At 63.5% G+C, this 24,323-nt stretch carries 25 protein-coding genes and 2 pseudogenes; 9 read left to right on the top strand and 18 right to left on the bottom strand.

Translation table 11 applies throughout. From position 1 onward, the window contains the following. Positions 1-11: 11 nt before the first annotated feature. Together ACVIIW_RS19695 and ACVIIW_RS19690 are read right to left on the bottom strand one after the other, a co-directional pair. Positions 12-221 (bottom strand): hypothetical protein, encoded by a 210-nt coding sequence (locus tag ACVIIW_RS19695; protein WP_456702242.1) that lies wholly within the window; start codon positions 219-221, stop codon positions 12-14. Positions 222-255: 34 nt separating this feature from the next. Further along, on the bottom strand, positions 256-477 hold the full coding sequence (locus ACVIIW_RS19690) for a hypothetical protein (RefSeq protein WP_456702241.1): 222 nt from the start codon (positions 475-477) through the stop codon (positions 256-258). 115 nt (positions 478-592) lie between these two features. On the opposite strand from ACVIIW_RS19690, the gene ACVIIW_RS19685 reads away from it, so the two are divergent. Continuing rightward, positions 593-787: a DUF3072 domain-containing protein gene (locus ACVIIW_RS19685; RefSeq protein WP_456702240.1), complete on the top strand. Its 195-nt coding sequence runs from the start codon at positions 593-595 to the stop codon at positions 785-787. Between the two features lie 70 nt (positions 788-857). Continuing rightward, positions 858-1,151, top strand: a complete 294-nt coding sequence (locus ACVIIW_RS19680) for a DUF6496 domain-containing protein (RefSeq protein WP_456702239.1) — start codon at positions 858-860, stop codon at positions 1,149-1,151. A 7-nt stretch (positions 1,152-1,158) separates the two neighbouring features. Here the strand turns inward: ACVIIW_RS19680 and ACVIIW_RS19675 are convergent, their stop codons facing one another. From ACVIIW_RS19675 to ACVIIW_RS19660, 4 genes are all read right to left on the bottom strand, one after another. Continuing rightward, the gene (locus ACVIIW_RS19675; RefSeq protein ID WP_456702238.1) at positions 1,159-1,521 is read right to left on the bottom strand and encodes a hypothetical protein; all 363 of its coding nucleotides are present in this window, start codon (positions 1,519-1,521) and stop codon (positions 1,159-1,161) included. 271 nt (positions 1,522-1,792) lie between these two features. Continuing rightward, complete coding sequence (locus ACVIIW_RS19670; protein ID WP_456702237.1) at positions 1,793-3,316, bottom strand: Do family serine endopeptidase; 1,524 nt, start codon at positions 3,314-3,316, stop codon at positions 1,793-1,795. A 147-nt stretch (positions 3,317-3,463) separates the two neighbouring features. Then, positions 3,464-3,676, bottom strand: a complete 213-nt coding sequence (locus tag ACVIIW_RS19665; protein ID WP_456702236.1) for a hypothetical protein — start codon at positions 3,674-3,676, stop codon at positions 3,464-3,466. Between the two features lie 158 nt (positions 3,677-3,834). Beyond that, positions 3,835-5,688, bottom strand: a complete 1,854-nt coding sequence (locus tag ACVIIW_RS19660) for a putative bifunctional diguanylate cyclase/phosphodiesterase (protein WP_456702235.1) — start codon at positions 5,686-5,688, stop codon at positions 3,835-3,837. Between the two features lie 245 nt (positions 5,689-5,933). Here ACVIIW_RS19660 and ACVIIW_RS19655 point away from each other — a divergent pair. After that, positions 5,934-6,155, top strand: a pseudogene (locus tag ACVIIW_RS19655) (LysR family transcriptional regulator); the annotation flags it as partial. A gap of 204 nt (positions 6,156-6,359) precedes the next feature. Here the strand turns inward: ACVIIW_RS19655 and ACVIIW_RS19650 are convergent. From ACVIIW_RS19650 to ACVIIW_RS19635, 4 genes are all read right to left on the bottom strand, one after another. Beyond that, complete coding sequence (locus ACVIIW_RS19650; protein WP_456702234.1) at positions 6,360-6,557, bottom strand: hypothetical protein; 198 nt, start codon at positions 6,555-6,557, stop codon at positions 6,360-6,362. A 134-nt stretch (positions 6,558-6,691) separates the two neighbouring features. Next, entirely contained in the window at positions 6,692-7,036 is a 345-nt protein-coding gene (locus tag ACVIIW_RS19645; RefSeq protein WP_456702233.1) for a DUF4118 domain-containing protein, read from the bottom strand. Between the two features lie 214 nt (positions 7,037-7,250). After that, positions 7,251-8,444, bottom strand: a complete 1,194-nt coding sequence (locus ACVIIW_RS19640) for an MFS transporter (protein ID WP_456702232.1) — start codon at positions 8,442-8,444, stop codon at positions 7,251-7,253. Positions 8,445-8,501: 57 nt separating this feature from the next. Further along, a complete protein-coding gene (locus tag ACVIIW_RS19635) occupies positions 8,502-9,056 on the bottom strand; it encodes a TetR/AcrR family transcriptional regulator (protein ID WP_456702231.1) in 555 nt (184 codons plus the stop codon). Positions 9,057-9,422: 366 nt separating this feature from the next. On the opposite strand from ACVIIW_RS19635, the gene ACVIIW_RS19630 reads away from it, so the two are divergent. Together ACVIIW_RS19630 and ACVIIW_RS19625 are read left to right on the top strand one after the other, a co-directional pair. Then, on the top strand, positions 9,423-9,647 hold the full coding sequence (locus tag ACVIIW_RS19630; RefSeq protein WP_456702230.1) for a hypothetical protein: 225 nt from the start codon (positions 9,423-9,425) through the stop codon (positions 9,645-9,647). 205 nt (positions 9,648-9,852) lie between these two features. Next, positions 9,853-10,179: a hypothetical protein gene (locus ACVIIW_RS19625; protein WP_456702229.1), complete on the top strand. Its 327-nt coding sequence runs from the start codon at positions 9,853-9,855 to the stop codon at positions 10,177-10,179. A 94-nt stretch (positions 10,180-10,273) separates the two neighbouring features. Here the strand turns inward: ACVIIW_RS19625 and ACVIIW_RS19620 are convergent, their stop codons facing one another. From ACVIIW_RS19620 to ACVIIW_RS19590, 7 genes are all read right to left on the bottom strand, one after another. Next, entirely contained in the window at positions 10,274-11,545 is a 1,272-nt protein-coding gene (locus ACVIIW_RS19620; RefSeq protein ID WP_456705200.1) for an MFS transporter, read from the bottom strand. A gap of 286 nt (positions 11,546-11,831) precedes the next feature. Then, positions 11,832-13,190, bottom strand: coding sequence for a sigma-54-dependent transcriptional regulator (locus tag ACVIIW_RS19615; RefSeq protein WP_456702228.1), 1,359 nt, complete (start codon positions 13,188-13,190; stop codon positions 11,832-11,834). Next, on the bottom strand, positions 13,187-14,974 hold the full coding sequence (locus ACVIIW_RS19610) for a sensor histidine kinase (RefSeq protein ID WP_456702227.1): 1,788 nt from the start codon (positions 14,972-14,974) through the stop codon (positions 13,187-13,189). The genes ACVIIW_RS19615 and ACVIIW_RS19610 overlap by 4 nt, the downstream gene beginning before the upstream one ends. Positions 14,975-15,371: 397 nt before the next feature. Beyond that, the gene (locus ACVIIW_RS19605; protein WP_456702226.1) at positions 15,372-16,214 is read right to left on the bottom strand and encodes a universal stress protein; all 843 of its coding nucleotides are present in this window, start codon (positions 16,212-16,214) and stop codon (positions 15,372-15,374) included. A 237-nt stretch (positions 16,215-16,451) separates the two neighbouring features. Next, positions 16,452-17,561, bottom strand: a complete 1,110-nt coding sequence (locus ACVIIW_RS19600; RefSeq protein WP_456702225.1) for an ABC-type transport auxiliary lipoprotein family protein — start codon at positions 17,559-17,561, stop codon at positions 16,452-16,454. A 3-nt stretch (positions 17,562-17,564) separates the two neighbouring features. Continuing rightward, positions 17,565-18,344 carry an ABC transporter ATP-binding protein gene (locus ACVIIW_RS19595; protein WP_456702224.1) on the bottom strand — a complete coding sequence of 260 codons (780 nt, stop codon included), beginning with the start codon at positions 18,342-18,344 and terminating at the stop codon, positions 17,565-17,567. 2 nt (positions 18,345-18,346) lie between these two features. Next, complete coding sequence (locus ACVIIW_RS19590) at positions 18,347-19,483, bottom strand: MlaE family ABC transporter permease (RefSeq protein ID WP_456702223.1); 1,137 nt, start codon at positions 19,481-19,483, stop codon at positions 18,347-18,349. Positions 19,484-19,642: 159 nt separating this feature from the next. Between ACVIIW_RS19590 and ACVIIW_RS19585 the strand changes: the two genes are divergently transcribed. From ACVIIW_RS19585 to ACVIIW_RS19570, 4 genes and pseudogenes are all read left to right on the top strand, one after another. After that, positions 19,643-19,918, top strand: coding sequence for a hypothetical protein (locus ACVIIW_RS19585; RefSeq protein WP_456702222.1), 276 nt, complete (start codon positions 19,643-19,645; stop codon positions 19,916-19,918). Next, positions 19,919-20,380 (top strand): phage holin family protein, encoded by a 462-nt coding sequence (locus tag ACVIIW_RS19580; protein ID WP_456702221.1) that lies wholly within the window; start codon positions 19,919-19,921, stop codon positions 20,378-20,380. 207 nt (positions 20,381-20,587) lie between these two features. Then, positions 20,588-21,292, top strand: a pseudogene (locus ACVIIW_RS19575) (helix-turn-helix domain-containing protein). Positions 21,293-21,420: 128 nt separating this feature from the next. After that, positions 21,421-22,404 carry a zinc-dependent alcohol dehydrogenase family protein gene (locus ACVIIW_RS19570; RefSeq protein ID WP_456702220.1) on the top strand — a complete coding sequence of 328 codons (984 nt, stop codon included), beginning with the start codon at positions 21,421-21,423 and terminating at the stop codon, positions 22,402-22,404. A 9-nt stretch (positions 22,405-22,413) separates the two neighbouring features. Here the strand turns inward: ACVIIW_RS19570 and ACVIIW_RS19565 are convergent, their stop codons facing one another. Next, positions 22,414-24,243 (bottom strand): PHA/PHB synthase family protein, encoded by a 1,830-nt coding sequence (locus ACVIIW_RS19565; RefSeq protein WP_456702219.1) that lies wholly within the window; start codon positions 24,241-24,243, stop codon positions 22,414-22,416. Positions 24,244-24,323: the final 80 nt, after the last annotated feature.

Raw genomic sequence — 24,323 nt, 5'->3', positions numbered from 1 at the left:
GCGCGACTGCTTTAGCTGCGTCGGATGTCAGTGATGTTAAGGCAGCCGCCGGCGGAGGCTGTCTTCACGAGGTGGTCAAGCCGGGCCCGCTTGCGCATGATCAGGATCTGGGCCGCAGCATCGTCGAGGCCCTCGCGCTGCAACTGCCGGATCGCGGAGCCCAATTCGAGGATCTCGGCGCGCAGTTTCAGAATCCGGTAGGTGTCCGAGTCTTCCTCCACCACAAGCCTCCATCCAGCACATGCATCGTCTGCTTCAGCGCGGCGCAGCCACGCTTGCCGCCTTGCTCTCGCTCTTCGGCGGACGAAGGCGCACCCGGTCACGGCTGTCGGGCAACACCTCGCCGCCGCCTGCGGCTTTCCATTCGGTGATCAGCAGAGTGATTTTCCGGCGCAGATCCATCTGCGCCTGAACCCGTCCGGTGCAGTCTCGATCGCGATTGACGAGATCGCGCACGGTCGCCTCGATATCGGCCATCTCAAGCCTCAAGGCCCTGATTTTGCGTCGAATTTCATTAATCCGGTTGTCCATGGCTTGTTAGAACAAAATAAGAACATATAGTCAAGCCACGAATTCGAGATGGAGAGCGGACATGCAGGTTCACGGTAAATATGAGGCCAAGGCTTTTCTCATGGATCAGATGACCCGGGCCCAGGGGCTGCGGCTGAAACGGCTCAGCGAAGAGGCCTATCAGCCAGCCCAGTACGATCGCGCTCTGTCCTTTGCCGAAGCCGCGCGCCGCATCCAGGTGCTGGAGGCGGAAATCGAACTCGCGAACTCCTTCTGAAGCGCGACCCGCGCCGTTGGAACGTTGCGTCAGCAATACGGTTCTTTCCTTGGGCCAAGGGAGAGAGTTGATGGCACGCAAGGCAAAGAAGCGCCGCTACTCACGCAGTGCCGGCAGCGACGTCGAGCGCGAAATGCGCCGTTACAAGAAGGGGACCGCCAAGAGCGGACCGGGCGGTCGCGGCGGACGCGTGAAGAGCCGCAAGCAGGCGATCGCAATCGGTTTGTCCGAAGCGCGCGCGAAGGGCAAGAAGGTCCCGAAGAAGGCGTCGAAGCGGAAGACGTCCAAGAAGAAGACGTCCAAGAAGGCGACCAAGAGAAAGACGACCAGGAAGAGCTCGAAGCGCAAATCCAGCAAGCGATGACGCGGCGTCAGATCATGCTGCCAGGCATGAAGCAGCGGATCGAAACACCGAACACAGTCTTGACCGGCCACACCATGGTGCGACCGGCGCGGTTCGGCTCGGTGATCACGGCTTCATCGGGGACCTCCACCCACTCCCCGTCGAGACGGACTCGATAGTGCCCATTGTGGGACTCCCAATCGGGGTCGGCCACAGCGACGCCGTCGGCATCGGAGCAGCACGGACCAAGATGGCTGCGCAGGCTGTCGAACCAGGGCTTGAGCGGCGAGTCGGTGAAGCGGCCGTCATCGCGACCCGAGGCGCTTCCGGTCCACAGCACAAGCGGCGCTACGATCAGCGCAAGCTTCAGCGAGAGCTTCAATCGATCCATGTCGGCACCGATCAAATGCGAACCGCCGGTCGGTTCCACAAAACAGCCGGCCGTGACGTTTCACTCTTGCAATTCACCTCGGCGGCTTCATTGCAGCCGAAGCACAACACACTATTCCGAAGTCTGACTTGCGAACGCGGCTTTTTCGGGCGAACCGGTCACCATTGCTGCCGTTAACGAGAATGTTATCGGTGCCCTGTGGGTATCTCGCGCGCGCACGAAAAAGGCGGCCCACAGGCCGCCTTTTGACTTTGCCATCGAGAGCGCGAGGCTATGCGAGCGGCACCGCGACGAAGCGGGTCGCCTCCGCGTTCTTCACCTGCAACAGCACGCTGTGCTTGCCCGACGATTTGGCCTGGGCCAGTTCGGAGCGAACGTCGCCGACATTGGCGACCGCCTTGCCGCCGACATTGAGAATGACGTCGCCGGTCTGGATGCCATGCTGTGCCGCCGGGCCCTGCGGGTCGACTTCGGTGACCACGACGCCCTTCTGGCCTGCACCCTGAACCTCGCCGGCCGGCGCCAGGCTGAGGCCGAGGCGCGGCGTGCCGGGGGCCTGCTGCGTTTTGCCCGCGTCGGCTTTGGCCTGTTGTTCATTCGGCAGCTCGCCGAGCGCAAGTGTCACGGTCTTGCTGTCGCCGTTGTGGAGGACGTCGAGCTTCACCGATGTGCCCGGCGCCAACCCGGCGATGGTGCGGGCGAGATCGCGCGAGTCCTTGATCGCCGTGCCGTTGACGGCGGTGATGACGTCGCCCGCCTCGATGCCGGCCTTCGCCGCCGGGCTGCCATCCTGCGGGTTGTCGACGATCGCACCGCGCGCCGCCTTGAGGCCGAGGCTGTCGGCGATCTCCGCGGTCACCGGCTGCACCTGCACGCCGAGCCAGCCGCGGGTCACCGCACCCTTGTCCTTCAGCTGGGCGACGACGAGCTTTGCAGTCGCGGACGGAATATCGAAACCGATGCCGACCGAGCCGCCCGACGGCGAATAGATCGCAGTGTTCACGCCGATCACATTGCCGTTCATGTCGAAGGCCGGACCGCCGGAATTGCCCTTGTTGATCGGCGCATCGATCTGGATGAAGTCGTCGTAAGGACCGTTGCCGATATCGCGGCCACTGGCCGAGACGATGCCGGCCGTCACGGTGCCGCCGAGGCCGAAGGGATTGCCGACAGCGACCACCCAGTCGCCGATCCGCGGCTTCTGATCGGAGAATTTCACGAACGGGAAGTTCGTCTTGCCCTCCACCTTGATCAACGCGAGATCGGTCTTCGGGTCGGTGCCGACCACCTTCGCGGTGTAAATCGTGCCGTCGTCCGTCGTCACCTGCACCGACTCGGCGTGGTCGACGACATGGTTATTGGTCACGGCATAGCCGTCTGCGGAGATGAAGAACCCGGAGCCCTCGCCCGTGATCACCTGGTGATGCTGGCGCGGCATGCCATTCATCCCGCCCGGGAAGCGGAAGCCGAACTGCTCGAACGGAGAATCCTCGTCCTGATCCATCCGGTTCTGTTGCAGCATCGCGCTCTTGTCGTTGTCGCGGTCGATCTTCACCCGCACGGAGATGACGGCCGGCTTGACCTTGCTGACGAGGTCGGCGAAGCCCGGCGGCGTCGCTGCGCTGTCAGCTGCCTGCGCCGGCGAAATCAGGGAAGTCACGCCGAACGGCGTTGACGCGGGAGAAGCAACCAGCACGGCCACGCCAAGCGCGGCCACGGTGCCGAGCAGCGCAATCCGGCGCGGCTTCAGAATCCTACGGGTCCTGGTGGTGTCGGAATTCTCGCGATGGGTCATGTCGAAATCTCCATGTTGGGTAAGTCGCCTTGCACCCAACATGGAGATCGTCACCTTACGACGTCCCGTCCACGCGATTAATTCTTGGCAAAGGTCGTGCGGCGGGCCGCCGCAGGGGAATTCTTCCGAGCAATGACGAAAGCACCCTCAGGCCGCAGCTGGATGTTCCCATGCCGCGTCGCCGGTGGCGTCCTCTTCGGGTTGCGCATTGCAAGCGTCGAAATGCGCCTTCAATGCGATCTCGGCGAGATGTTCGAAATGTTCGGCCTGACCGAGCAGCTGCCAGTTCTGGAGCGGCCGATAGGCCGCCTGCTGGCGACAGAGGGACGCCAGCGCGCGGTAGCGACGTACGTTCTCCATGAGACCCTCCCTCGCAATTGCAGGTCTTATTACCCTGATTTGCGTCACGCCGATGGCGGTTGTGCAAAACATTTTTTGCGCGCCCGCGCTTAACCTGCGTTAACTTTTAGGAAATGCGCAGAGGCGCGTTGGTTCCTATCGGGCCACGCGATCGGAACTCACAAGGCGTAACGGCGACGTTCGACGTTGATGCCGATCAAATCGAAATAATGTTCGATCGGTTCGGGGCGGCCGATCAGATAGCCCTGCATCTCCTCACAAGTCTCACCTGCCAGGAAGGCGCGCTGCAACTCCGTCTCCACCCCCTCCGCAACGACCGGAATGTGCAGGGCGTGTGCAAGGCTCAGGACCGCACGGACGATCTCCGCCGACTGCGGCGTCGCCCCGAGGTTCAGGATGAAGCTGCGATCGATCTTGATCTTGTCGAACGGGAACGACTGCAAATAAGACAACGATGAATACCCTGTGCCGAAATCGTCCATCGCGATGCGGATGCCGAGCGCCTTCAGCCGCCGCAGCAGGTTGACGGCGCGGCCGAAATCGCCGATCAGCACGCCCTCGGTGATCTCGACTTCGAGCCGTGTCGGCGCGAGCCCCGTCTCTAGCAGGATTTGATGGATAGATCGTTCGAGATCGCCAGCCTGGAACTGGATCGGCGACAGATTGACGGCGACCTGCAACGGCCGCGGCCAGGAAGCTGCCTCCCGGCACGCCTCGCGCAAGACCCATTCGCCAATCTGGATGATCAGCCCGTTCTCCTCGGCAAGCGGAATGAACTGGTCCGGCGGCACGAAACCGCGCGTCGGATGCTTCCAGCGCAGCAGCACCTCGAATCCGATGATCTCGCCGTCCATCCGCGCCTGTGGCTGGAAGTAGATCAGGAGTTCGTTCTGCTCCATCGCCTGACGCAGATCGTGCTGCAGCAGCCGGCGGTCGCGCAGTTCCCGGTCCATCTCGGTTTCAAAGAAGCAGACCCTGCCCCGCCCCTCGCGCTTGGCGCGATACAGCGCCGAATCGGCGTTCGCCAGCAGCGTCGCGGCATCGGGGCCGTCATCGGGATAAACTGCGATGCCGACGCTGAGGCCGACATGGGGCAGATAGTCGTCGACCTCGAGTTCCTTGCCGATTGCCTCGACCAGGCGCTCGGCCAGCGACAGCACGTCTTCGCGCCTGGCGTCGTCGGGCATCAGGATCATGAACTCATCGCCGCCGATGCGGGCGACGAAGGCGCCGTCGGCTTCCGCGGCAAGACGCTCGGCGGTTGCCCGCATCATCATATCGCCGACGGGATGGCCGAACACATCGTTGACGTCCTTGAAGCGGTCGAGATCGAGGCTCAGCACCGCAAAGCTGGTCGACGCCTTCTGCGCGCGTTCCAGCCGCTCGGCGAGCGCCGCGTTGAATGCGCTGCGGTTCGGCAGGTCGGTCAGCGCGTCATGTTGCGCAAGGTGACTGATGCGCTCCTGGGTGTTGACGCGCTCGGTCACGTCCTCGATTACGCCAACGAGATATTGCGGATCGCCTGAGCCGTCCGTGATCAGCATCTTGCGCGAGTTGATGACGCGGTCATGGCCCTTCACGCCGACCTCGATCAGATGTTCCTCGAGGAACATCGGCATGCCGCTGGCGACAACCCTGCGGTCCTGCTCGTTGACCATGCGGGCGACGTCAGGCGGGAATATCTCCTCCGGCGTCCGGCCCAGCATCTGCTCGCGCGTCAGGCCGTAATAGTCCTCGCCGGCGCGGTTGAGCAGGATGTAGCGGGAATCCTTCGCGCATTTCGCGAACACGGCAATCGGAATGTTCTCGACGATGGTATCGAGGAATTCCTGGGTCCGCAGCAGATCCTGCTCGACCTCATCGGGCGAGTGGGCGCTTGCCTCGATAACCCGCTGGCGCTCGCGATCGCTGGCCTCATAGGCCGCGCTGACGAGCTCGCCCAGCTTGGCGAGATCAACCTGTCCGGACTCATCGGTGGCGCAGCGAAGCTGCTCGACGAACAAGCGGTGCATGCTCAAACCATCGCTTGACGCCGCGTGCGGGCGTCATGCCCGCAAATGTCTTCGATCCGCATCCCCACGCTCTCTCGGCGCCCCTGGACTGCAGGTTGCGGCGCTTAGGATTGCGCGACCGTTAATCGAAAGTTCGTCTCGGGCGCGTTGGTTACCGCGGCCTGAAAGGGGTTGATTGTCTCAGCGGCAATCCCCGTAGCACACCGGGGAAGTGACATGCCTTGGCACAACCGGCGGCACGCGGCAACGAGACCGTCAAGCAGGCGGCGATCGCGGGGCTCGGCATCGCCTTTCTCGCCGAAGGCCGCCTCATCGTGCTCGACGTCGCGGGACTGCCGATCGTGCGGCAATGGCATCTGATCCGCCGCAGCGACAAGGTGCGCCTGCCGCCGGCGCACGCGATGTTCGATTTCCCGGGCTCGGAAGGCTCGAACCATCTGTCCGAGGTGCCCGTTCTCGGCGAGCGATGGCGCTCGGCGAGCGTTCAGCCCATCAGCTTCATCGCGATCGTCGCCGCCAGGATGACGATGATCTGGAGCAGGCGTTCTGTCGTGAAAATGCGGTTGAAGGTGGTCATCGCGCGTCCCGGCCGTCGTGGAGATCCCGGCAAGTCGCTAGCACACGCAGATGCCGGGGTAACTCCGTAGTCGCCACGGGTATGGCCCAATGCTTCAGGCAGCGAGCGGAGCCGCGTGATCGGCGCGGGCCGCGAAATAGGCTTCCAGCTCCGAGAGCGCGCGAGCTTCCCACTCACCGGCCTGCTCCAACAGCGACCAGCGCTGGCCCGGCCGAAACGCCGCGGTCTGGCGATAGAGCGATGCGATGCCGCGATAGCGGCGCACGTTCTCGAAAATGGCGAGTCCGTTCATGTCGAAAACTCCCTCGTAATCCCGCGGGAGAAATTGCGGCCAAATCTTTTTTGAAAAGTTAGCGGCGCGATGCAGCTGTGCGGATGGTTGCCGGACTGTTGCGCAAGCGCAACGCGCTGCTCGCGCGCCGCCGTTCATTGCGAATTCGTTGCCGCGCTCTCGCCCGAAGGCTTCAACCCGCCGCCTCGATTGATCATCATGCTCGCGCGGCAGAGATCGGCGAGGCCGATCGCGAGCACGGCGAGCAGGAAGAACAGGTTGATGGAATCCGCATCGGCGGTGCTCAGCGGGGTGATCTCGAAGAAGGGCGGCATGAAGGCCCACCATACCAGGGGAACGGTGATCAGCGCGGCGAACGCCGCCGCCGGTGCGCCGGCGAGGATGCCAACGACGAAAATGCTGGGCACGAACGCCGCGAAATAGAGCTTTACGCCGAGGGCGACGCAGATGCCCTGAAGTGCAGCCGATGATGCGACCAAAACGAATCCGAGCAGAAATGCCTGCCACGACCATGGCCGTAGTCGCGCTACGTCAACCAGTCCCGCACGCCTCATAGCGCCTCCCCTGCCGCCGTTGACCCGGCCGCTTGCGACCAAAGTACTACAGCTGCAGGGAATCTGCGAGGCGGAAACTGCACCCGCGGGACCGTCCGATCCAAGGCGTGGTAAACGGCCTCGGAATACAATCATACCGCTATTCGGTGGCCGCGTAGAGCAGACTGGCGACCGGCAGCACAAGGCCAATGGCCGAGGCCAGCGTCCAGCCGCCTTGCGCGAACGCCCAGGTCCCGAGCGCGGATCCGGCCGCTCCGGCGGCGAAGAACGTCGCCATATAGAGCCCGTTGAGGCGGCTGCGATGCTCGTGCCCGAGCACGAAGATGGCGCGGAAGCCGAGCACGACATTGCCCTGCACGCCGAAATCGATCGCGATCGCAGCCACAGTGAGACAGGCGAGGTTGAGCATCGATCCGGCCGCGCCGATATGGGTCACCAGGAAGCCAAGCGCGACGGACAGCATCGCGGCAATCGTGGCGCTGCGGCTATGACCACGATCGGCCAGCCGTCCCGCGATCGGCGCCGCGAACACACCGGAGACGCCGGCCAGCGCGAACAGCGCGATGCCGCTCTGGGCGAAGCCGAATTGGCTCGCGAGTTGCAGCGGCACCACCGTCCAGAACAGGGTGAAGGCGCCGAACAGGCCGGCCTGGTAGAGCGCGCGCCGCCTGAGCAGCGGCATGGTGCGCACCAGATGCGGCATCGACAGCAGCAGCGTGCCGTAATGCATCCGCGCAACCGGCTTGCGCTTCGGCAGCGTGAGGCGAAGCACAGCAATCAGTGAGACCATCAATGCCGCCGAGCAGAAGAACACCGCGTGCCACGACAACGCCGCGGTGACGAAGCTCGAGGCCGGTCGCGCCAGCATGATGCCCAGCATCAACCCGGTCGAAACGTTGCCGACGACGCGGCCGCGAATGGCTTCCGGCGCGAGATGCGCGGCATAGGGGATGATGATCTGCACCGCGACCGAGCCGAGCCCGATGAACAGTGCCGCGATCAGGAACGGCAACGCATGGGTCGCAAACCCGGCCGCGACGAGTGCCGCCGCGCCGAGCGCAATGACGGTGCAGATCAACGTTCGGTTCTCGACCAGATCGCCGAGCGGCACGATGAAGAGCAAGCCCGTGCCATAGCCGATCTGCGTCATCGTCACGATGAGGCCTGCGGCGGCATGCGACAGGCCGAGCGCGGCACTGATCGGGGCGATCAGTGGCTGGGCGTAGTAGATGTTGGCGGCGACCATGCCACAGGCCGCGGCGAGCACGAAGGTCAGTCGCTGCGACACCGCATCCCTCCCGGGCGTGGCGTCGATCGTGGCATTCATCGTCATTGCAGCGTCTCCGATTTCCTCATATAGGAAACGTTCATTTCCTAATTTGGCAAAAATTCAGGCAAGCAGCTTCATCGCGACGCCGACCAGGCGTTCGCCGTCGAGCGGCACGCGTGCCTTGCCGACGACGCGCAGGCCCTGCGTCACGCAGATCATCAGCCGCGCGGTGTCGTCGGCTTCGACATGGTGGGCAATCGAGCCGTCAGCCTGCCCTTCGCGAATCAGACCGGCGAGGAAGGCCTCGTTGGTCTTGAGCTGCGCCGTGACGCGCGCACGCATCACCGGATCGACCGCCGACAGCTCGATCGCACTGCCGACCACGATGCAGCCGCGGCGTCCCTCGCTGCCCTGGGAGTGCTCGACATAGGACAGGAGCACACGGCGCACCTTGTCGCGGCCGTTCGCACCGCGCGCGGCCGCCCTGCGGGTTTGCTCCCCACGCACCGCGACGTAACGCTCGAACGCGGCCAGGAAAACGGCATGCTTGTCGCGAAAGGCCTTGTAGACGCTGCCCGTCGCAAGGCGCATGGCCGCGGTGAGGTCTCCAATCGAGGTCGCATGATAGCCGCGCTCGCAAAATACCCTGATGGCACCGTCCAGCGCGGTATCCATGTCAAACTCCCGGGGCCGGCCGGGCGGATGGACCGATGGCTCGGATTTTGCGACGGCTTTTTGCATTGCGACATATTAGGAAATGATCGTTTCCGAATAAAGACACGACGTTGTGAATTCGGAACCACTCCGAGCGCCGTTCGCCCGAGCTTTTGGCTGATCTCATCACCGCCGCGCCCCTCCAAATTTCGGCAAAATGGAATATTTCCCAGGGAGGACAAGGCAGCTGCCGCGCGGTGCGCATCGTCCCGCCGCTTTCGTTGCCGATCTGCAACGGTTCCAGACGATCTAAGACTGGACAAAAGAAACGCCCATTGCCGCCACGAACCCTGCTCACAAGGCCGTGAGACTATCAGGGGAATGAGAATGCGTGCACAGCGCGTTTGGAACGTGAATGGGGCCGCCAGCATCGGGCAGCTTCAGTCGAAATTGGACGATTTGAACAAGCGTCTCAGCCAGCTCGAAAAGCAGCATCCGGAAAGCTGGAAGATCGACGAGCTGAAATCCAGCGCGCTCAGCCTGTCGCGGGAGATCGACGACATCCGCTGCGCGGAGGCGACGGCGGCGCTGGGGGAATTGCTGCGGAAGTAGTCAGGCCTCGATGATTCGGCTCGGCTCAAGGAACCAACATCCAGCCCGGCCATTTCCATGGTGAGCATGGAGCAGAATCATGACCAGGCACCTGACGCGAGCCCATCTCGCACGCGGTGTGGCCGGCGCGGTTTCCACGCTGGTCCTGTGTGCGACGATGGTTTTCACCATCGCGCGCCACTTCGCGCTGTGAGGAAACAATCGCATGACCTCCGACCCCGAGGAATTGGTACGGCTGCAAGGCTACGGCGAGATGACGTTGCGCACAGCGATTGCGACGGTGATGCCGCTTGCGCCCCGCGACCGTGCGGATGCGGCGATCTTCCGTGTGCGTGACGGCGTGCGCCTGGCCTCAAGCGAAATCGCCGACCTCGCGTCAGAGTGGGGTATCAAGCCGGTCGCCGAAGTCAGGTCGCCGAGACTCGTTCCGGATCAGCACTGGTCCGACATCGTTCGCGGCATGGTGCGTGAGGCCCCGCTGCCATCTTTGATGGTGGCGTTCCTGGTGGGGGTATTGGTGGCGCGCAGATGATGTCGCGCGTTCGCACCAGACGAGTACTGACGCTCTGTACTGGAAACTCAGGACGGCGCGGTCGATCTCGGCCGCGCCGTTTGCCTGAACAAACCTATTCGTGGCGGTTCATCGCAGACATCGTCCTCGTGTCACGCATCGTCAGGTAGACCAGCAGCGACACTGCGATGCAGCCGGTCAGGTACCAGTAAAACCAGCTTTCGTGACCAACGGACTTGAACCACAACGCAATCGATTCGGCGGTGCCGCCGAAGATCGAGACCGTCAGCGCATAGGGCACCCCGACCCCCGTCGCGCGGACGCTGGTCGGAAACAGCTCGGCCTTCACCACCGCATTGATCGCGGTGTAGCCCGATACGATCATCCAGGCGGCGGCAATCAGCAGGAACGCCGAAAATGCATCGTGAGCGGCCTGCAGTGACGTCAACAGGGGGATGGTGAACACCGTGCCCGACACACCGAAGCCGATCAGCAGCCATTTGCGCCCGATGCGGTCGGATATCGCACCATAGACCGGTTGCAGCACCATCGCGAAGACGAGGCTGCCCGCCGTCACCATGGTGGTCTGATCGTCGGTCAGCTTCACCGAGAGACGGAGAAATTTCTGCATATAGGTGGTGTAGGTGTAGAACGCCGCCGTGCCGCCCATGGTCAAGCCCACCACCAGCATCAGCTCGCGCGGATAGTTCAGCAATGCGCGGATGGAGCCTGATCTCTTCGTCGCACCCTGGCTGCTCCTGAAGGCATCGGTCTCGTGAAGGTTGCTGCGCATCAGTGCAGCGACGACCGCGAGCACGGCGCCGAACGCAAACGGCACGCGCCAGCCCCAGGCGCGGATCTCGTCGGTCGAGAGAAACACCTTCTGCAGGAGAAGCAGCACGAGGATGGCGCAGAGCTGTCCGCCGATCAGCGTCACGTACTGGAAGCTGGAGTAGAAGCCGCGATTCCTCTCGTCGGCGACCTCGCTGAGATAGGTGGCGCTGGTGCCGTACTCGCCGCCCAGGCTCAGCCCCTGCAGGACTCGCGCAAGGCCGAGGACGATGGGAGCGGCCAGGCCAATCGAGGCATAGGTCGGCGTCACCGCGATGATCAGCGAGCCGAAGCACATCATCACGACAGACAGTGTCAGCGCATTGCGCCGGCCGTGGCGATCAGCGAGATAGCCGAACAGCCAGCCACCGAGCGGGCGCACCAGAAAGCCCGCCGCGAACAGCAGCGCCGCATTGAGCTGTTGCACCACCTCGTCGCCGTCAGGGAAAAACGCCTTGGCAAAATAGAGCGAGAACGCCGCATAAGCGTAGAAATCGTACCACTCGACGAGATTGCCGACCGAGCCGACGAAGATCGCGCGCAGCCGGCGCTTCATGTCGGCGGTGTTCGCGCGCCTCTCCGTGACGGGTGCGCCGACAGTTTGAATCGAGGCTTCCTGTGAACTCACGACATTCCTCCGCTGATTTATTGGAAAACCGGATGGTTTCGTCGCTGCTCCAGCAACGGCCATGCCAAGCGTGAGGGGCGCGTCGGAAATACGGAAAGCTGCTGGAAATAGGGTAGATCTTCGAGGAGGATCGCCTCGCGAGGGCCAAGGCATCGGCAAGAATCCGCCGATGCGACGGCCGCCATCAGCGGATTTCCGCCGACGGCTTCCCGGCTCAGGGCTCCTTGCGGCCGGGCCGCGCCAACGCGTATTTCGCCATCTTCTCGTTCAGCGTCCGGCGCGGCACGCCGAGCTCCTCGGTGACGGCGGCAATCGACCAGTCGTGCTCGCGCAAGGCGGCCTCGATCAGCGCGCGTTCATAGGCCGCGACACGATCGGCGAGCGTCCGCTGCGGCGCTCCCGGCTCGCCGCGCCGAAGGATCTCGGCAACGCTGCGGCCGGTCGCCGCGAGCCCCAGCGCGTAGCGCTCGGCAACGTTCTTCAACTCGCGCACATTGCCCGGCCAGTCATGGGCGAGCAGCGCATCGAGATCGTCCGCCCGCAGCGGCGACAGCGCGCGACCAGCGCCCCTGGCAGCAGCGGCGGCAAAATGCTCGAACAGCAGCAGGACGTCGTTGCCGCGCTCGCGCAGCGCCGGCAGGTGGATCTCCGCCGCCGCAAGCCGGAAATAGAGGTCGGAGCGAAAGCGTCCCTGGCGGCTCGCGGCCGCGAGATCGCCCTTGGCGGCGGCGACCACGCGAACATCGACGGGCAGGAGCTTGTTGGAGCCGACCCGCTCGATCGTGCGCTCCTGGAGGGCGCGCAGGATCTTGGCCTGGAACGGAAGCGGCATGCTCTCGATCTCGTCCAGCAGCAGCGTGCCGCCATGGGCGTGCTCGAATTTCCCGATGCGCGGGCCACGTGCGCCGGTGAAGGCGCCGGCCTCATGGCCGAACAATTCGCTCTCGAACAGCTCGGCCGGAATCGCAGCGCAGTTCACGGCGACAAAGGGGGCGTTCGCGCGCGGCCCGAAATCGTGCAGAGCCCGCGCCACCACCTCCTTGCCGGTCCCGGTCTCGCCGGTGATGATCACGTCGCGATCATGGCCGGCGAGTTCGAGCACGCTGGCCCGCACCGCTTGCGTCGGCCTGGACAGGCCGATCAGTCGCGCATCGATCGCGCCGGGCGCGGCGAGACGATCTGCGAGCTGGCGAAGCTGCAATTTCAGCTGCCGCCGCTCGACCGCGCGCGTCATGACCGCCGAGAGCAGCTCGGGATCGTGAGGCTTCTGCAACAGATCGTAGGCGCCGTCGCGCATCGCGGCCACCGCCAGCGGCACGTCGCCATGCGCGGTCAGGAGCACCACGGGAATGTCCGGGTCGGCGCGGTGAATGTCGCGCATCAATTCAAGGCCGGATCGCTGCGGCATGCGAAAATCGGTCAGGACGGCGTCGGGCGGGAGGTCTTGCACCAGGCGCATGGCCTCGTCGGCGCCGGCCGCGGCGCGGACCGTGAAGCCGCCGAGTTCCAGCCATTGCCGCACCGAATTGCGGACGATCTCCTCGTCGTCGACGACGAGCACGGAGCCGCTCATGCCTGCAATTCCTGCCGCTGCGCACCCGGCGCGATATCCATGAGCGGGATGACGACCTTGAAAGTCGAGCCCTTGCCCGGCGCGCTGTCCACCAAGATATCTCCTCCGAATTCCCTGACGATCCCGTACGAGATCGAGAGCCCGAGGCCAAGCCCCTCGCCGGTCTCCTTGGTGGTGAAGAACGGGTCGAACAGCGCTTTGAGGTGCTCGGGTGGGATGCCGGCGCCGGTGTCGCCGACCTCGATCATGGCACTGGTGCCTTCCTTGCAGAGCGCGACCCGGAGCACCCGCCGGTCGGACCCGCGCATGGCATCGATCGCATTCGACAGCAGATTGACCACGACCTGCTCGAGCCGGATCGGGTTGGCGAGGCTATGGAGCGGCTCGGCAGGCGCGAGGCGCTCCACCTCGATCTGCTCGTGGTCGATGCGGTAGTGCAGCAGGCGGACCGCATTGTCGATGACGGGCGCGAGCGCGACGGCGCTGCGCGTGCCGGTCTCCTTGCGCGCGAACGTCCGCAAATGATCGATCAGCGCTTTCATGCGCTCGGCGATCGACGACATCAGATCGAGGTTTGCGGCCGCCCGATCGACCTCGTTGCGGCGGAGCAGGACGCGGCTGCTCGCGAGGTACGTGATCAGCGCCGCCAGCGGCTGGTTGATCTCGTGCGCGACACCGGCAAGCGCCTGACCGAGGCTGGCGAGCTTGGCGCTCTGCACGAGGCTTTCGAGGGTGCGGCGCAGCTCCTCCGTGCGCTCGGCTACCCGTCGCTCGAGAACGTCATGCGCGTCGAGCTTGGCCCTGACGACCTGACGCCGCTGATAGGCAACCAGCACCACCAGCAGCGACGCGATGAGGGCGAACATGCCGGCGATCGCGACCGTCGCCGCGTTGCGCCTGGCGTCCACCACGTCAGAGAACAGCAGCAGCTTCCAGCCCTGGTCGCCGGGACGGATCTGAAGCGCGTACTCACCGAGCTCGATATCGCCGCGGCCGCGCGCGTGACCGATCTGGATGCGCTGACGATTGCCCTTGGGCACGAAGACCGGCGCCGGGTCGATGGCCTGACCGAATTGCTGCACGGCGTTCAGCTCTGCGAGGCGCGCGGCGGGGACCGGCACCAGCGGGCGATATTTCCAGTCCTCGCGGCTGGCGAGAAAGATCACGCCGTTCTCATCCTCCATCGCCACGAGGTCGCCCGCACGCGCCCACTCGGCCTCGAGCGCGGAGAGATCGATCTTGACCACGGCGACGCCGAGGGTCTTGCCGCCCTCGGTGATCCGATGCGACAGGAAATAGCCGGGCTGTCCGGTCGTTGCACCGACGGCGTAATAATGGCCCTCGCCGAAGCGCATGGCATCGACGAAGTAGCCGCGGAACGCGTAGCCGTGCCCGACGAAACTCGACTCCTGGTCGAAATTGCTCGCTGCCAGCGCGAGGCCGGTACTGTCGAGCACATATAGCTCCGCGGATCGCGCACTCTGGTTGAGGGATTGAAGGTAGCGATTGGCGGCGGCGATCGCCGCGGCGTCCCTTGGACTGCGATAAAGCTCACGGATGGGATCGGCGAGCGACAGCACCGCCGGCAGATAGCGATAGCGCGCGACCGTCGCATCGAAGGTGCTGGCGATCAGCGCAAGCCGGTCATTGGCCTCGCGCTGCATGCGCGCAAAGCCGGCATCGAGCGCCAGAACGTAAGCCAGCCAACCCGCCGCCCCGATCGCCGCGAGTGCGAATATTGCGATCAGCGTGTGTCGAAGCAGGGCTGGACGAGGAGGTTGCATCGAGGCTCCGGACCGAGGCGATATCGCTAGGTAGCACATCGCGAGACCGGCGCCGATTGCCGGGGCTCTCTGGTGGAACGCCCGGGCGGTCGGTCATTGGCCGTGGAGTTGTCAGGCTTTGGCGCCATGCCCGCCGAACAGGTCGCCCTGCGAGGGCCAAATCGGCCCTGACCCGGCGCCGAAATCCTTGCAGAAAGGCGCCTCGAGGCGCTGGCGGCCGGTCCGCCAAGCCTTTCATCGCCGCGGCCAACAGAAACCTGGCGAGGGCTGGACCCGACGAGCGCCGCCGAACGAGGCGACAGCAAAATTGTCCAGACGGTAAGTCGACGTCAACGTCGATCCTCGTGTGGGCGAGGGCCGCGGGCTGGATCCTGCTTCGCGACGAGGCTTGGCGCCCCTAATGCGACATCATAACCCAGCACGGCGGCTTGCCGAGGATGGTCTTGGTGACGCCGCCCCAGATGTTCTCGTTGAGCCGAGAATGGCGGTAGGCCCCCATCACGATAATGTCGATCCCGTTAAGGTGTGCCCAGTTCGCGAGCACCTTGCCGATCGAGCTACCGTCGATCGGCACGGTTTCAAATTCCGCAGAGACGTCATGTTCCCTGAGGTGATCGAGCACCTGCGCTCCAGACTGCATGATGGCATCGCTCTTCTCATCCGTGACAGTGACCAGCCGAACCGAGTTCGCCTCCTGAAGGATCGGCAATGCATCACCGACTGCCCTAGCCGCACGCGCCGAACTGTCCCAGGCGATCATGACATCGTCGAAGGTCGGCCGCAATTCGCCCGCGCGGTCCTCCGGACAGAGGAGAAGGGGACGACCGGATTCGAACAGCAACGCCTCGACGATTGCTTCCGTCCGGCTGTCGTGTGATTTGACGGGTATCAACGTGAGATCACTGAATCTTGCGCATTCTGCCAGGACCGGCGCAACCATTTCTGGCGCAACTTTACGCAAACGGCTTTCGGCCCGGACCCCGACGCGCGAAGCGCCGCTCTCGAACGCCTTCAGAAGACTTCTCGCATCTGTGACACTGCGAAAGGCTTCAGTTTCTGCGGCATTGTCCAGGTCGGCGGAGATCACCACTTTCGGTCGCGCCACTATGTCTTGTTCAGCTGCAACCGCTGTGATCCTCGCGCCTAGATGGGCTGCGACGGCCACGCATTTCTCGATTGCAGCAAGCGCCGGGGCGGTGGGTTCATCGACCAGCGGCAAAAAGACGTCCTTGATGGCCATCTGAGTTCTCCTTGCCCGCCAAGCTAAGCCTCGTCCAGCCCAACCAATTGATCCTCATCAAGACAAGCGTCGCATTCCCAGCCCTGGCAGAGACTGTCATCGGAGGTCGTGCACTGGACGCTCTACGATTATGGTTCTGCTGACGGACGTGTCCGGGTGGTGGCTCGCATCCTTCCGTGGTTGGTCTGTCTCGACGAATTGTGGTGGACTTCGCTCGCCCTATCCGCGGAGAGCGAGCTAGGTTTTCACCACTGATGATACCGTCCAACTGATCAGGCTCTTCACGATTCGTGCGAATGCCACATCGAATGCCGCGACTGCGGCGGCTGGCTCGATCTTCTCGAGCTTCTCGTTCGCTTCCATCAACCGCGATGCTATTGCCTTGCCCTCCTTGTCAACGATCCTCGCGGAGAATTCGATCTCGACCTGCGGGGTGTCCGTGGAGATGCCAAAGCGCCTGATATCGATCAAGAGCTGGTAGTCAGCCTGGCTCAAATCGGCGGTACGCAAGGGAGCATGTGCGATATCGAAATTCTCAAAGCTGTCGATCAGCCGCGCCTGTAGCAGCTTTGGAACGCTATCGGCCCACAGGAAATCGGCAAAGCCCGCATTGTCGTAGCCCGGGGCAAATAACATGCGCTGCGTCTGCAGCATTGCAACGGCAGTGGGCTCCGGAACCGCCAATGAAGCGGTCAGGGCCTTTCCTGCCAATCCGAGATCTCTTGGAGCATGTAGATCATAAGTGACCTTCGGACCTTGCGCTCCGCCCGCGGTCATTCTTTCCAGCCCCGCGACGATGCCGTCGAGCTTGCCTGTGTTGCGCGCCAGTCCGTCCGAGAAGGTCCTAACATTGGCTATCGTATCCTTCAGCGGACCAGAGTTCTCAGCTAGTACAGTGTCAACCCGCCGCAGCGCATCGCGCGCGGCCTGGGTCACGCTCTGCCCCGCCCCGGCGTCGGCGATCAAGGTCACTACCTCGCCCGATTTGGCGACGCTCGTGCCGCCTTCCAGCGCCACCACCGGCACGCCGGTCAGCCCCTGGAAATCGAGGCCAACCCTCGTGTCGGCCCGCACGGGGGTCGCAGACGCGACCGAAATCGTCGCATTGACGAAACGCGGATTGTCCTGGGTGAGACCCAGTTCTGTGACCTCGCCGACGCGGATGCCGTTGAACAACACGCCGGCGCCGACCAGGAGGCCGGGCACCGGCCCCTGAAACTGTACCCGATAGGTCGTGCGAGGCCCAATGCCGCCCGTATTGTTCAGCCAATAGACGAAGCCGAAGACCGCAAGGATCGCAGCCAGCACGAAGGCGCCGATCAACACATAGGGAGCGCGGGTTTCCATGTCTCATCTCATGTGGGGTTGCAGCATCTGGGAACGCTTGCCGTGGAAATAGGCTCGCACCCAGGGATGCTCGGATTGAAGAAGTTCGCGCATCGGACCGATCGCCACGATCTTGCCGTCGGCCAGCGCCGCGACGCGGTCGCAGACTGTGGTCAAGCTTGCGAGATCATGGGTCACCATGAGCACAGTGAGCCCCAGGGTCTTCTGCAAGGTCTGGATCAGGGCATCGAAGTCACCGGCCGCAATCGGATCGAGACCGGAGGTCGGCTCGTCCAGGAACAGGATCGGCGGATCGAGCGCCAGGGCGCGTGCCAGCGCAACGCGTTTGGTCATGCCGCCGGACAGCTCGGACGGATATTTGTCGGCGTCCTCCGCCCGCAGCCCAACCATCTCAAGCTTAGCGATCGCGATTTCATCCATCAGATCCTGAGACAGGACGAGGTTTTCGCGTAGCGGGAACTGGACATTCTGCCGGACCGTCAGCGAGGAGAACAGCGCGCCCTGCTGGAACAAGATGCCCCATGTGCCGGCCGCGCCATGTGCGCTGCGGTCATGCGCACTGCCGATCGGCTGTCCCATGACTTCGATAGTGCCCCCTCGCCGCGGGACGAGCCCGATGATGGTGCGCATCAGGACCGACTTGCCGCCGCCGGACGCTCCGACCAGTCCCAGGATTTCCCCGCGGCGGACGTCAAGCGACAGATTGTCCAGCACGGTCTGCCGACCGAAGCCGACCACGAGGTCACGGACGCGGATCGCAGGCTCCTGCACTGAATCCAACATCGTCACATTCCGATCGAGGCAAAAAAGATCGCGAACAGGCCGTCGAGAACGATCACCAGAAAGATCGACTTCACCACCGAGGTCGTCGTCTGCCTGCCAAGCGATTCGGCGCTGCCTTTGACGCGCAATCCCTCGCTGCAGGCGACGATCCCGATCACCAGCGCCATGAACGGCGCTTTCAGGATGCCGACCTCGAAATGGGTGACGGAAATGGCCTCATGCAGGCGCGCAATGTAGATTGCCGGGCCCATGTCGCCGTAAAACTGCGCGACCAGCCCGCCGCCATAGAGCGCCGCGATCGAGCCCATGAAGGCGAGGATCGGCAATGAAATCACGAGGGCGGCCATCCGCGGCAGGATCAGGACGTCGACCGGATCGAGCCCCATGGTCGAGAGCGCATCGATCTCCTCGCGCATCTTCATGGAACCGAGCTCGGCGGTGTATGCGCTTCCCGAACGGCCAGCGACGATGATCGCAACGATCAGCACGCCCAACTCGCGCAGCACGAGGATGCCGACCATGTCGACCGTGTAGGACTCCGCGCCGAACCGGCGGAAATGAAAAAAGCCCTGCTGCGCGATGATCGCGCCGATCAGGAAAGTGATGAGCATGACGATCGGGATCGCGTGCCAGCCGATGCGGTAGAGCTGGTAGACCAGTGACGTCAGCCGCAACGACCGCGGGCGGCGTAGGACCCCCGCCACAGACATGAACAGTGCGCCGAGCATCTGAAGGAAGATCCTGATGTCCTCCCGCGCATCGACCGTGGACTTGCCGAGATCGTGCAGCCCGTGCAGAACCGGGTTGGGCATAGGTGTCGGCAGTGGATTGTGCCGGTTGACCTGACGCACTTCGTCCAACAGGCCGGCGAAATTGTCGGCTATTCCGACCACCTCGACCGATCGGCTGGAGGATTCTGCCCGACGCGACAGTTTCTCCAGAAGCCAGGCGCCGAGCGTGTCGAGCTCGCTGACACCGGCCATATCAAGCGTCACTGCCTTCGATCGATCGACTGCCGCTCTTGCCGCTAGAGAGAGCGCTTCGAGCCTCGACACGTTGGCGGCGATCCATGACCCCTCGGGCCGCAGTTCGAGCCCGTCGCCAGACGGCGTCGTCAGCAGCATTGGTTCCGAGTTCACGCTTGCATCCTCACGGGATCGCTCCTGATCCGTCTAGGTTTCTAGGTCGCCGCCACGCACCTGGATTGACCTGCGTCAAACCGGGAACACGCCGTTGACGCAAATCAATCGCTCACGAACCGGCTCGCATAGGCTTCTTCCATTCAATGGAGGCCGCCAATGTTCGACACCGGCAGCATGACCGACGAACTGAACGCGATGAAGATCGATGTTACGCAACTGCTGAACAAGGCCGGGGAGCAGACGCTCAATGCGCCGGAAGACCGTGTCGAGGCCTTGGCCGACCAGATCAAGGCCGCGCTGACCGAACTCGGCGAGACCGTCAGCGAGGAGCAAGAGGAGCTCCATAGCCTCCTCGCAGAGCGTCCGGCGGCGTCGCTCGCTTCGGCGTTCGCACTTGGCGTCGTCGTCGGATTCATGCTGAGGAGACACTAGGTGGCTACGGAAAATATCATCAAACACCTGCGCGTGCTCTGGCGCACCGACAGGATCATCGCCGACATCAGACTGCGGCACCTCCTGATCGGGCTCGGCCTGCGGACTTTCGCAGCGCTGATCGCCACCTTCGGTCTGCTGATGCTGGAATTGTCGGCCTATTTCGCCCTGGTCCAGATCTGGAGCGCAATCGTCGCGGCGGCCGTTCTCGGCACCATCAATTTCGGCATCGCGGCAATGCTGTTCCTCGTCGCGAGGCGGCCGCCGTCAGGACGCGAGATCGAGCTCGCCAATGAAATCCATGGTGCAGCAATCGAAGCCATTCAGCTCGAGGCGCGCGCGCTCCACGCTCAAGTGACGGGAACGATCCACCACCCGCTGAGCGGCCTGCTCCCGCTTCTCACGCCGCTAGTTGCGATCGCAGTCAAGAGCCTGCGGAAGCCGCCTGTTGCACCCCCCTAGCGGATGGCGCGCAGCGGAAGACAAAATGGCGGAGATCGGCAACATCGGCAGTTGGACCGCCCCGCATCATGCGTGCGGTCCCATCAGAAGCACCTTTAGGCTGACCTGCGGGATTCTACGTAAGTAGAGCCCCTTAAGATATCGTTCGAAATTTTCCCGCGCCTCGTTCCGGCGTAAGCATCGGTCATCACAACGGAGATGGCTCAGATGCTGACCCAGTCACTCGACACCAAGGCAATCAACACTCCGATCAGCGGCAGCAGGGTTGCCGTTACCCTCCATCCCGTCGCCGATCGGCTCGGCGCGATCACCGGCCATGTCGGCCTTGTCGCCACCGAATTCTCGTACCGCAAGGACGAGGAGATTTACGGCGAGGATGAGCCGGCCGAATATGTCTAGCAGGTCATCACCGGTGCGGTGCGCAGCTACAAGCTTCTTTCCGACGGCCGCCGCCAGATCGGCGCCTTTCACCTTCCCGGCGACGTGTTCGGTCTGGAATCCGGCGCCAGCCATAGGCTCGCCGCCGAGGCCATCATCGACACCACGGTGCGCCTGGTGAAGCGCGCGAGCCTTGAGAAGGCCTCCGGCACCGACGCCCAGGTCGCCCACAAGCTCTGGACAATGACCGCCTCGGAGCTGCGCCACGCCGAAAACCACATGCTGCTGCTCGGACGCAAGACCGCGATGGAGCGCGTCGCGACCTTTCTGCTCGAAATGGACCGCCGTCTCGCCGTCGCGGGCATGATGGCACTGCCGATGTGCCGCCGCGACATCGGCGACTATCTCGGCCTCACCCTCGAGACCGTGTCCCGCGCGCTGTCACAGCTGCACGCTCAGGGCATACTCGGTTTCTCTGGCGCCCGCCAGATTGTGCTGCGCAACCGCCAGCGCCTGCACAATCTCGACGCCTGATTCATCCTCGTGCGCCGCGAACCTGTGGGAAGTCGGATGTTGCGCTGGCGTAGCGAACGGCGCACACTCACTTCAGATCCGGCGAGACAAGACCCGGACGACGCACGACGAGCCGCGGGGAATGCGACATGTACGCGATGGTTCTCTCCGCGCGCGGCGAGCGGTTGACATTCCAGCAAAGACCCGACCCGGTCCCCGGCCCCGGCGAGGTCCGCGTCAAGGTCAGCGCGTGCGGCGTGTGCCGGACTGACCTGCACGTGGTGGATGGCGAGTTGCCCGACATTTCCTATCCGATTATCCCGGGGCATGAAGTCGTGGGCCGCATCGATGCACTCGGTGCGGGCGTCAACGAGCTGGAGCTGGGCATGCGCGTAGGTGTTCCATGGCTCGGCTTCACCTGCGGTGAGTGCATTTATTGCCGCACCGACAAGGAAAATCTGTGCGATCGCCCTGAATTCACCGGCTACACGCGCGATGGCGGCTTTGCCAGCCACCTCGTCGCCGATGCCCGATATTGCTTTCCACTCGGCGAGCACGGCGAGGACGCCGCCCTTTCACCCCTGCTCTGCGCCGGGCTGATCGGCTGGCGATCCCTTGTGATGGCCGGCGACGGCAAGACGCTCGGCATTTATGGCTTTGGCGCGGCCGGCCATATCGTCGCGCAGATGGCCCGCTCACAGGGACGGAAAGTTTACGCCTTCACCCGTGGCGACGACAAGGAAGCGCGGCAACTTGCCTTTTCGCTCGGCGCCGACTGGGCCGGCGCTTCAGAGGACGTTCCGCCGACCGAACTCGATGCCGCCATCATCTACGCGCCGGTCGGAGCGTTGGTGCCGCTTGCCCTGCGCGCGGTGCGCAAGGGCGGTCGCGTTGTTTGCGCCGGCATTCATATGTCCGACATTCCGACGTTCCCCTATCGTATCCTTTGGGGCGAACGGCAGATCGTATCGGTCGCGAACCTCACGCGAAGGGACGGCATCGATTTTCTCGCCGCCGCCGCAAAGATCAATATCCAGACGCACACGACGGTATTCCCGCTCGTCGAGGCCAATGAAGCGCTTGCCCGTCTGAGGGCGGGCAAGCTGACTGGCGCGGCGGTTTTGCAGCCGTGACCCCCGCGTCTACTGCTCGAGCACGTAAGAGCCCGGCGCGTCATCCGAGGCCGCGCTCTTCTGTCCCGAATCTGCCGCCAAGGAGCTCGGAACAAACTGACCGGAATGCGCGGCGAGAAATCGCGTCCACTCCGTCCACCACGATCCTTCGTGAGACGGCGCGCACTTGATCCATTCGTCCGGACCGAGATACGGATCATGAGCCTTCTTTGTGCGCACCTGGTAGCTGCGCCCCTCTTCGCCTGGCGGCGCGACAATGCCGGCGTTGTGTCCGCCACTCGTCAGAACGTAGGTGACGTCTGCATCGGCAAGGAAGTTCATCTTGTACGTCGACTTCCACGGCGCGACATGGTCGCGCAACGTGCCGACGACAAACATCGGTATGTGCAGATCCGCGAGCGAGACTGGCCTGCCATTGACCTGATAGCGTCCCTCGGCGAGATCATTGTTGAGGAACAGGCGCCGCAAATAGTCTGAATGCATTTGGTAGGGCATGCGCGTGGCATCGGCGTTCCACGACATCAGCTCGCTTGGCGCGGCCCGCTCTCCGATCAGATAGTCCCGCACGACGCGCGACCAAAGCAGGTCATTTGTCCGCAACATCTGAAAGGCCCCTGCCATCTGTGCCGTTGCGAGCAGCCCCTGCCGCCACATCATGTCCTCCAGGAACGCGACCTGGCTTTCATTGATGAACAAGGTGAGCTCGCCGGCTTCCGTGAAATCGGTTTGCGCCGCGAGCAACGTCACCGTTCGCAGGCAGTCGGGCCGCTCGCGGGCCAGCCGGGCCGCCGCGATCGACAACAGGGTACCGCCGAGGCAATAGCCGGCGGCGTGAATAGCCTGTCCAGGCCGAAGCGAGTTGATGGTCGTGATCGCGGCATCCACTCCGAGCTCGCGGTAATCTTCGAGACCGAAATTGCGATACTGTGGCGTTGGGTTCTTCCACGAAATCATGAAGACAGTGAAGCCGCTTTCGACCAGGTAACGGACGAGAGAATTGCGCGGCGTCAGATCGAGAATGTAATACTTCATGATCCAGGCAGGCACGATCAGAACGGGTTCGGGCCGCACGGTCGGCGTCGTCGGGGAATACTGGATGAGCTCGATCAGCTCGTTGCGATAGACGACCTTGCCGGGTGTGATGGCAACGTCTTTACCCACCACATAGGTCTGATCGCTCCTGAGCCTTGCGCCAGCGAGCAGGGCCTGCCAATCCTCGACAAAATTGTGCAGGCCATAGACGAAGTTGCCGCCGCCAGTCTCCATGATCTTGCGCAGGACTTCAGGATTGCTGACGGCAAAATTCGTCGGCGCCACCGTATCCAGGCATTGGCGAAGCGCGAAGTCGGCGATCGCCGCGTTCGAATGGGCCAGTCCGTGAATACCGGTCGTCGTCGAATGCCACCATTGTTGGTTCAGCAGGAAAGCCTGGGCCAGGAGATTGAAGGATGGCAGCTCCCAATCGGGTCCTGTGAAACGGCGATCGTTCTCCAGCGGCCGGATCACGGACCAAGGCTTGAATACCGCATGCCTCGGTACCATGGCATCGACGAGGTCAAACGCATTCTGGATCGCCCGGCCGGCAAGACTGGCCTGCTTGCCCGGCGAGGCCAGAAGGTGCAGCTGCCAATCGGCAAAAGCTAAGGCCAGCGCTGCCGGCGAGACCCCGCCGGTCAACCGCGCCAGCGCCGCGTGGAAGGATCGATCGATGTCATCGACCGCGGCATCGGAGCTGGACGGCTGCGCTGTTGTCTGTGCCTCGATAGCCATGGGCTCGACGAGGATCCGGTCAGAATTTGAAGCAATCGGAATACGGCCGACGGATGCTGGAGGCGACATGGTGAACTCCTTTGGCCCCCCGCAAGCTAACCACGTTGTCCGGGAACGAATTGAGCTGCATCAACTCGGAGATTGAGCTG

Source organism: Bradyrhizobium sp. USDA 4449, assembly GCF_054056275.1.
The sequence above is the reverse complement of the archived record's forward strand: the minus strand, read 5'-3'. Positions and strand labels throughout refer to the sequence as shown.

Excerpts from the sequence above, each read along its gene's own strand:
- ACVIIW_RS19690 (WP_456702241.1), bottom strand. The coding sequence starts at position 477 with ATGGCCGATATCGAGGCGACCGTGCGCGATCTCGTCAATCGCGATCGA.
- ACVIIW_RS19685 (WP_456702240.1), top strand. The coding sequence starts at position 593 with ATGCAGGTTCACGGTAAATATGAGGCCAAGGCTTTTCTCATGGATCAG.
- ACVIIW_RS19680 (WP_456702239.1), top strand. The coding sequence starts at position 858 with ATGGCACGCAAGGCAAAGAAGCGCCGCTACTCACGCAGTGCCGGCAGC.
- ACVIIW_RS19675 (WP_456702238.1), bottom strand. The coding sequence starts at position 1,521 with ATGGATCGATTGAAGCTCTCGCTGAAGCTTGCGCTGATCGTAGCGCCG.
- ACVIIW_RS19670 (WP_456702237.1), bottom strand. The coding sequence starts at position 3,316 with ATGACCCATCGCGAGAATTCCGACACCACCAGGACCCGTAGGATTCTG.
- ACVIIW_RS19665 (WP_456702236.1), bottom strand. The coding sequence starts at position 3,676 with ATGGAGAACGTACGTCGCTACCGCGCGCTGGCGTCCCTCTGTCGCCAG.
- ACVIIW_RS19660 (WP_456702235.1), bottom strand. The coding sequence starts at position 5,688 with ATGCACCGCTTGTTCGTCGAGCAGCTTCGCTGCGCCACCGATGAGTCC.
- ACVIIW_RS19650 (WP_456702234.1), bottom strand. The coding sequence starts at position 6,557 with ATGAACGGACTCGCCATTTTCGAGAACGTGCGCCGCTATCGCGGCATC.
- ACVIIW_RS19640 (WP_456702232.1), bottom strand. The coding sequence starts at position 8,444 with ATGACGATGAATGCCACGATCGACGCCACGCCCGGGAGGGATGCGGTG.
- ACVIIW_RS19635 (WP_456702231.1), bottom strand. The coding sequence starts at position 9,056 with ATGGATACCGCGCTGGACGGTGCCATCAGGGTATTTTGCGAGCGCGGC.
- ACVIIW_RS19630 (WP_456702230.1), top strand. The coding sequence starts at position 9,423 with ATGCGTGCACAGCGCGTTTGGAACGTGAATGGGGCCGCCAGCATCGGG.
- ACVIIW_RS19625 (WP_456702229.1), top strand. The coding sequence starts at position 9,853 with ATGACCTCCGACCCCGAGGAATTGGTACGGCTGCAAGGCTACGGCGAG.
- ACVIIW_RS19620 (WP_456705200.1), bottom strand. The coding sequence starts at position 11,545 with ATGAAGCGCCGGCTGCGCGCGATCTTCGTCGGCTCGGTCGGCAATCTC.
- ACVIIW_RS19615 (WP_456702228.1), bottom strand. The coding sequence starts at position 13,190 with ATGAGCGGCTCCGTGCTCGTCGTCGACGACGAGGAGATCGTCCGCAAT.
- ACVIIW_RS19610 (WP_456702227.1), bottom strand. The coding sequence starts at position 14,974 with ATGCAACCTCCTCGTCCAGCCCTGCTTCGACACACGCTGATCGCAATA.
- ACVIIW_RS19605 (WP_456702226.1), bottom strand. The coding sequence starts at position 16,214 with ATGGCCATCAAGGACGTCTTTTTGCCGCTGGTCGATGAACCCACCGCC.
- ACVIIW_RS19600 (WP_456702225.1), bottom strand. The coding sequence starts at position 17,561 with ATGGAAACCCGCGCTCCCTATGTGTTGATCGGCGCCTTCGTGCTGGCT.
- ACVIIW_RS19595 (WP_456702224.1), bottom strand. The coding sequence starts at position 18,344 with ATGTTGGATTCAGTGCAGGAGCCTGCGATCCGCGTCCGTGACCTCGTG.
- ACVIIW_RS19585 (WP_456702222.1), top strand. The coding sequence starts at position 19,643 with ATGTTCGACACCGGCAGCATGACCGACGAACTGAACGCGATGAAGATC.
- ACVIIW_RS19570 (WP_456702220.1), top strand. The coding sequence starts at position 21,421 with ATGTACGCGATGGTTCTCTCCGCGCGCGGCGAGCGGTTGACATTCCAG.
- ACVIIW_RS19565 (WP_456702219.1), bottom strand. The coding sequence starts at position 24,243 with ATGTCGCCTCCAGCATCCGTCGGCCGTATTCCGATTGCTTCAAATTCT.